Annotated in this window: 6 protein-coding genes and 4 tRNA genes; 7 read left to right on the plus strand and 3 right to left on the minus strand. The window is 43.6% G+C overall.

Annotation, left to right across the window (positions count from 1 at the left end; all coding sequences use genetic code 11):
* Positions 1 to 572 precede the first annotated feature (572 nt).
* Together pssA and AB4133_RS21195 are read right to left on the minus strand one after the other, a co-directional pair.
* The gene (gene pssA, locus AB4133_RS21190) at positions 573 to 1,913 is read right to left on the minus strand and encodes a CDP-diacylglycerol--serine O-phosphatidyltransferase (protein ID WP_372225660.1); all 1,341 of its coding nucleotides are present in this window, start codon (positions 1,911 to 1,913) and stop codon (positions 573 to 575) included.
* A gap of 91 nt (positions 1,914 to 2,004) precedes the next feature.
* The gene (locus tag AB4133_RS21195) at positions 2,005 to 2,436 is read right to left on the minus strand and encodes a GNAT family N-acetyltransferase (RefSeq protein ID WP_017059798.1); all 432 of its coding nucleotides are present in this window, start codon (positions 2,434 to 2,436) and stop codon (positions 2,005 to 2,007) included.
* 66 nt (positions 2,437 to 2,502) lie between these two features.
* Between AB4133_RS21195 and murB the strand changes: the two genes are divergently transcribed.
* Together murB and birA are read left to right on the plus strand one after the other, a co-directional pair.
* Positions 2,503 to 3,549, plus strand: a complete 1,047-nt coding sequence (gene murB, locus AB4133_RS21200; RefSeq protein ID WP_102429266.1) for a UDP-N-acetylmuramate dehydrogenase — start codon at positions 2,503 to 2,505, stop codon at positions 3,547 to 3,549.
* On the plus strand, positions 3,546 to 4,511 hold the full coding sequence (birA, locus tag AB4133_RS21205) for a bifunctional biotin--[acetyl-CoA-carboxylase] ligase/biotin operon repressor BirA (protein ID WP_017059800.1): 966 nt from the start codon (positions 3,546 to 3,548) through the stop codon (positions 4,509 to 4,511). Before murB ends, birA begins: the two co-directional genes overlap by 4 nt.
* 7 nt (positions 4,512 to 4,518) lie before the next feature.
* On the opposite strand, the gene coaA is transcribed toward birA, so the two are convergent.
* Positions 4,519 to 5,442, minus strand: coding sequence for a type I pantothenate kinase (gene coaA, locus AB4133_RS21210; protein ID WP_017066910.1), 924 nt, complete (start codon positions 5,440 to 5,442; stop codon positions 4,519 to 4,521).
* A 210-nt stretch (positions 5,443 to 5,652) separates the two neighbouring features.
* Here coaA and AB4133_RS21215 point away from each other — a divergent pair.
* From AB4133_RS21215 to AB4133_RS21235, 5 genes are all read left to right on the plus strand, one after another.
* A tRNA-Thr gene (locus tag AB4133_RS21215) sits at positions 5,653 to 5,728 on the plus strand.
* A 44-nt stretch (positions 5,729 to 5,772) separates the two neighbouring features.
* A tRNA-Tyr gene (locus AB4133_RS21220) sits at positions 5,773 to 5,857 on the plus strand.
* 39 nt (positions 5,858 to 5,896) lie between these two features.
* Positions 5,897 to 5,971, plus strand: a tRNA-Gly gene (locus AB4133_RS21225).
* 13 nt (positions 5,972 to 5,984) lie between these two features.
* Positions 5,985 to 6,060, plus strand: a tRNA-Thr gene (locus tag AB4133_RS21230).
* A 95-nt stretch (positions 6,061 to 6,155) separates the two neighbouring features.
* Positions 6,156 to 6,297 (plus strand): GTP-binding protein (locus AB4133_RS21235; protein WP_242456805.1); only part of this gene is annotated, 142 nt, incomplete at its 3' end.

Consider the following 6,297-nt stretch of genomic DNA (forward strand, 5'->3'; position numbering starts at 1 on the left):
TTTTTACTTTAATTGGTATAAAGACACCGAGCCCCTGCACTTCATGCTATTCCGGCACATATCAGAAAGCCTAGTCCGACGACTAGGCTTTCGTCGTTTCCTGCGTATGTGTTTTGGGTTTTAGTAGTAGATCCTTATCGCTAGCTATGAAGTACTTCTCTATATATCGGGAGGTGCTGCTTGGGAATATAGGTGGTCACTTCTAACTCTTAAGCTAAATAGAGCAGAGCACTAATCTGATTGTTTTACTATGTGAAATTCTCTATCGCGTACGTACTTCGCCCTAAGGAGTGAGACTTTATTGCTTGAATACGTAAAGGGTAATTGTCGATTATGTTCGTATTGGTACTCGTTTAGCTGCTATCTAAACCATACCTGATACACGTATCTGGAACCCTGAGACTGACTAAGGAAAAGGTAGGATGCTTAACACTTCAAGCTATCACACTCACTATGCATAAATAGAGATGTTGATTCGAAAGACCATCAAACAAACCTAAATAGCTATCTCGTAGATACAAAAACGCCTAGCGTTTGCTAGGCGTTGATAAATAGTGTCTCTAATACATCGACTACAGTATTTGCTTAAGCACCCTATCGGCTTTCACACGAGTGATCTTACGAATCAACTTCTGAACTTCCATCGGGTAGCTCTCTACCTTGTCTAACTGCTTATAAGTACAGATAAGCTGAGTGTGTTGAAGGATGTTATCCACTTCAGCCTGAAACTTGTCTGTTAGGTGATGGTAGTTATCTTGGATAAAGATACCGTTCTCTAGATCCAACTTCCATGCGCGTGGATTTAGATTATTACCTGTTAGTAGCATGTAGCGCTTATCTACCCAAATGCCCTTTAGGTGGAAGCTATTGGAATCGTGTTGCCAAAGTCGAATTGATAGATTACGGCTAGCAATATGAGCTTCATTCGCTTTAGCGAAACGGCGTAAGTTCAGTTCGTAAAGGTATGGCAAACCACCAATCGTTTTAAACTCTTCTTCTGGTGAGATAAAGAAATCATTCGCTGTCTTATCACCAACAACAATGCTGACCTTTACGCCACGCTTAAGTGCTTTCTTCACTTCTTTAGCTAGGCTAGGTGGGAAGTTGAAGTAAGGTGTGCAGATGAAGATTTCATCTTTAGCTTGAGCGACGAGTTGGTTGATTCCCTGATTCAGACGGTTACGTCTTTTACCGATACCAACCAATGGTGTTACAGCCACTTGCTCTGCTGAAACCTCTTGCCCTTCGAATTGATACTGAGACCTTGCCAATGATGCTCGAAACTGACGAATCGCTGGTTTCAGTTCTTTGGTCGCAGGCTTGTTCTTATCAGCCAGGTCATAAACAGCGCTGTCCGCAACCATCTGTTCGTGTACGTAGGCAACCATTGAGTCAGCAAGAGCTGCATTGTTTAAAACATGGTAACGATCAAAGCGATAGCGGTCATGGTAATTCAGATAGATATTGTTAAGGCTTGCACCGCTGTATATCACGCTATCATCGACGATAAAGCCTTTTAAGTGCAATACGCCAAAGACTTCTTTGCCGCGAACGGGAATGCCATAGACAGGCACAGAATGTTGATATTTCTCTGCGAACTCTTTATACATGGCTGCATTGCCTTCAGAAGACTCTGCGCCAATCAATCCACGCTGCGCCCGGTGCCAATCGACACAAACGCTCACGTCTAATTCTGGATTCTTTTGCTTTGCTTCATATAAGGCAGTTAGGATCTCACGGCCAGCCTCATCATCTTCAAGATACAAAGCGACTAAACTAATACGAGTCGTTGCGCGAGATATTTCATCAAGTAGGCGAGTTCGAAACTCTTGCGCTGATAGTAGTACTTCAAACTTGTCAGGATTCTGCGCTATGGTTGGCAACTGTATGAATGGATTCCTACTGGCAATCATATTGACTGTTTTACCTTAAAAATATGCAAAATTGCGAACTTTTAATTTTACCAAAGGGATAGCACCAAATACTAGATAATCGAGGCATTCTCTAACAATTTTGCTGATAATGCATAGGAATGAGATCTTTTCCGCTATTCGAATAGCGCTCGTATAAAACTCTTAAACCATTTGGTAGATCTTTAGGGTCTACTTGTACGAATTTGTGTCGCGCGTAAAAATTGGTGAGATGAGCGTACGCAAAGCAGTAATCATCTTCCGTAAGCGTATGTTGCGCACAATAATCCATAAGCTGGGAGCCTAATTGCTGACCACGATGTTGTTTTGATATCGCCATACCGGTAAGTAAGCGATTATTTTCTATTGTACGAAAACGCACGACACCGCACAGTTCGTTATTCAGCAATAACGAATAGATCAGTTCACTCTTATTCGCTTTTCCCGTTGGGTAATGTTCTTTATAGAAACGTTTAACTAGGGGAACCTTTACTGGGTCTAATTGAGTAATGATGACATTGTTCATTCAGTCACTGCGCCATTGGTTTATCTGCTGTAGAATGACCGCAGTGTAAGTTAATTGAATGTCGCCATGCAATTCCATCTCAATGCTAGTTTAAAAAATGTTCATACTTTTTCCATCGATCAGACGTGTGATGCGTTGGTTGAAGTCACCACTACCGAAGAACTTATTTCGCTTTACAAAGACCCTAAATGGTCAGCTTTGCCTAAGTTAATACTGGGTAAGGGCAGTAATATGCTTTTTACTGAGCACTTCGCTGGCCTGGTCATCGTGAATAAATTAGCCGGGATTGAGCTGGCCGAGACGGACAGTCATCACCTACTGCATGTGAGTGGTGGCGAGGATTGGCCAAGCTTGGTTGAGTGGAGTGTGGATAAAGAGCTGGGTGGTCTAGAAAACCTAGCAATGATACCCGGCTGTTCCGGCTCTGCTCCGATTCAGAATATTGGTGCGTATGGTGTTGAGCTACAAGACGTATGCGAGTATGTCGATATCCTGTGTCTGGATACTTATACAGTTAAGCGATTAAGCAAAGAAGAGTGTCTCTTTGGTTACCGAGATTCTATTTTCAAACACGCTCTCTACGATAAAGCGATTGTTGTTGCGATTGGTTTAACGTTGCCGAAAGAGTGGGAGCCATGCAATCACTATGGCCCGTTAAAAAGCCTAGCAGCCGATACGCTCTCCCCTCGCACTATATTTGATGAAGTGTGTGCTATCCGTTCAAGTAAGCTGCCAGACCCTAGAGTACAAGGGAATGCGGGTAGCTTCTTCAAAAACCCTGTGATCACCAAAGATCATTTTGATCGCTTGTTAGCTCTATATCCAAATATGGTTGGTTATGAGAGTAATGACATGATCAAAGTTGCTGCTGGCTGGCTGATTGATCAATGCCAGTTCAAGGGTGTGACAGAAGGTGGCGCTCAGGTTCACCCCAACCAAGCATTGGTTATTATCAATTATGATGAGGCTTCTGCTGTGGATATCCTTAAGCTTGCAGAGCGAGTGCGCCAGTCCGTTTTGAATAAATTCGATATTCGATTGGAACATGAAGTGCGCTTTATGGGACGAGACTGCGAGACAAACCTGGATAAGGCTTTGGAGTCATTGGCATGAGAGAGCACAGCACCAAGCTTGCACTATTGAGATGTCTTGCTGACGGTGAGTTTCATTCAGGTGAAGACCTAGGTGAAATGATTGGCGTATCACGAGCGGCTATCAGTAAGCACATTAAAGGTATTCAAGAGTGGGGTTTAGATATCTACCGAGTACAAGGCAAGGGTTACAAACTAGCCAGTCGTTTGGATATGCTTGACCAAGACAAATTGTCTGCAGTTAGTCGCGATGCTTCTCTTGAACTCATTCCCATCATAGGTTCTACAAACCAACACCTATTAGAGCGCACTAACACCCTCGAATCGGGTTCTGTCTGTATTGCTGAATATCAAGCTGCGGGTCGTGGACGCCGTGGACGAGAGTGGGTATCACCATTTGGTGCAAACCTCTATCTTTCAATGTATTGGAGACTCGACGCGGGGATGGCTGCCGCAATGGGCTTAAGCCTTGTGGTTGGTGTAGCTGTTGTTGAAGCTTTGGAAGAGATGGGCGTAGAAGGTGTAAAGCTTAAATGGCCGAATGACCTTTACCACAATGACAAGAAGCTTGCAGGTATCTTGGTCGAGCTGTCAGGACAGTCTGGTGGCGCTGCGCATATTGTGATTGGTTTAGGGCTAAACCTATCCATGGATCCAACAACATCAGGTATTGGCCAGCCATGGACTTCCCTTAAAGAAGTGTGTGATGGGAAGGTGCCAGACCGTAACCAGTTAGCGCAGGCTCTGATCAATGCTTGGGATAAGTCACTTGTCGACTACGAGTTGAAAGGAATGTCCAATTTTTTAGAGCGTTGGAACCGCTTGGATAATTTCTTAGGTCGCAATGTTAGATTGATCATTGGACCTAGAGAAATTGAAGGTGTTGTTCAAGGCATCGATGAACAAGGTGCTGTATTGCTCAAAACTGAGAATGGTGTCGAGAGCTATATTGGTGGCGAGATATCGCTAAGAAAAGGCGACTAAGGCGTTACTATTTTCTTAGTAACACTTCTTCAACCATATGATCTGCGCCTTTACGTAGAATCAGGTGAGCCCTTTCTCTTGTCGGAAGGATATTTTGTTCAAGGTTCAAGCCATTAATTGAACTCCAGATACCTTCTGCTTTGTCCAATGCGGCTTGGTTCGATAATTTAGTGTAATGACTAAAGTAAGAGCCAGGCTTAGTAAACGCGCCATCGCGGAATTTCATAAAGCGATTGACGTACCATTCTTTGATTTGTTGGCTATCAGCGTCAACATAGAGTGAGAAATCAAGGAAGTCTGAAATAAACACGCGATGTGGCTCGTGTGGATAATTCATTCCGGTTTGTAAAACATTAAGCCCTTCAATAATAAGCACATCTGGTAGGTCGACGCACTTAACGTCATCAGTAATATTGTACGTAAGATGCGAGTAAACAGGGGCTGTGACATTTCTCTTGCAAGCTTTTACATCCGAAACAAAGTTCACTAAACGCTTGATATCGTAAGATTCAGGAAAGCCCTTTTTGCTCATCAACCCTTTCTCTTCTAACACCTCGTTTGGATATAAAAAGCCATCGGTTGTCACTAGTTCAACTTTTGGGTGGTTTTCCCAGCGAGAGAGTAGGGCTTTAAGCAGACGCGCAGTGGTACTTTTGCCAACAGCTACGCTACCCGCAATACCGATGATAAAAGGTGGCGCTTTCTCTTTCTTATCTAGAAATTGGTGGAGTACCGAGTTTCTATTCTGTCTGGCTGCCACATAGAGGTTCAATAGACGAGATAGCGGTAGATAGATCTCTACTGCCTCTTCCATTGTGAGCTTTTCATTGATGCCTTGAAGCTCTTTTAAGTCGCTCTCAGAAAGTGTCATCGGAACTAAATTCCTTAGCTCAGACCAACGTTCGCGGTCAAATGACATAAATGGGCTCATACAAAACTCTATAGTGGATAACAAAACAAGTGCATGGAAAATACATCAAGCGATAGATAAATAAAATATCTTCCTGTACTAGATGCGGGTTAAAGACGTAAACCTTGAGCTAAATAGCCGTATGTAGGAGTTTGCTCAGAGAATTTTGCACTTTTTTTCAATTTGCTATTGCAAGGTGGAAAATCATTCAATAAAATGCGCCCCACTTGTGCCGACTTAGCTCAGTAGGTAGAGCAACTGACTTGTAATCAGTAGGTCACCAGTTCGATTCCGGTAGTCGGCACCACTTTCTCCCTTCCTTTAAGGCAAGCGAGAGAAAGCTCAAAATTTGGAGAGGTTCCCGAGTGGCCAAAGGGAGCAGACTGTAAATCTGTTGGCACTGCCTTCGATGGTTCGAATCCGTCCCTCTCCACCATATTCTAAAGGTTAAATAGCTCAAACAGAGTTACGTGTTGCGTGCATCGTATAATGGCTATTACCTCAGCCTTCCAAGCTGATGATGCGGGTTCGATTCCCGCTGCACGCTCCAACTCATTTTGTGTGCTGATATAGCTCAGTCGGTAGAGCGCACCCTTGGTAAGGGTGAGGTCCCCAGTTCGACTCTGGGTATTAGCACCAGTCTAAAGCTTCTTCTCCTTTAATAAAGAAAACCATTTTTTTTGGTTGCGTGGTCTTATTTTAAGCCACCTAATCCGTACCTAGAGGGACACCCCATGTCTAAAGAAAAATTTGAACGTACGAAACCGCACGTAAACGTTGGTACTATCGGCCACGTTGACCACGGTAAAACAACTCTAACTGCTGCTATCTGTACTACTCTTGCAAAAGTGTACGGTGGTGTTGCTAAAGATTTCG

The organism is Vibrio sp. 10N.286.52.F8 (assembly GCF_041468745.1).
GTDB classification, from domain to species: domain Bacteria; phylum Pseudomonadota; class Gammaproteobacteria; order Enterobacterales; family Vibrionaceae; genus Vibrio; species Vibrio crassostreae_C.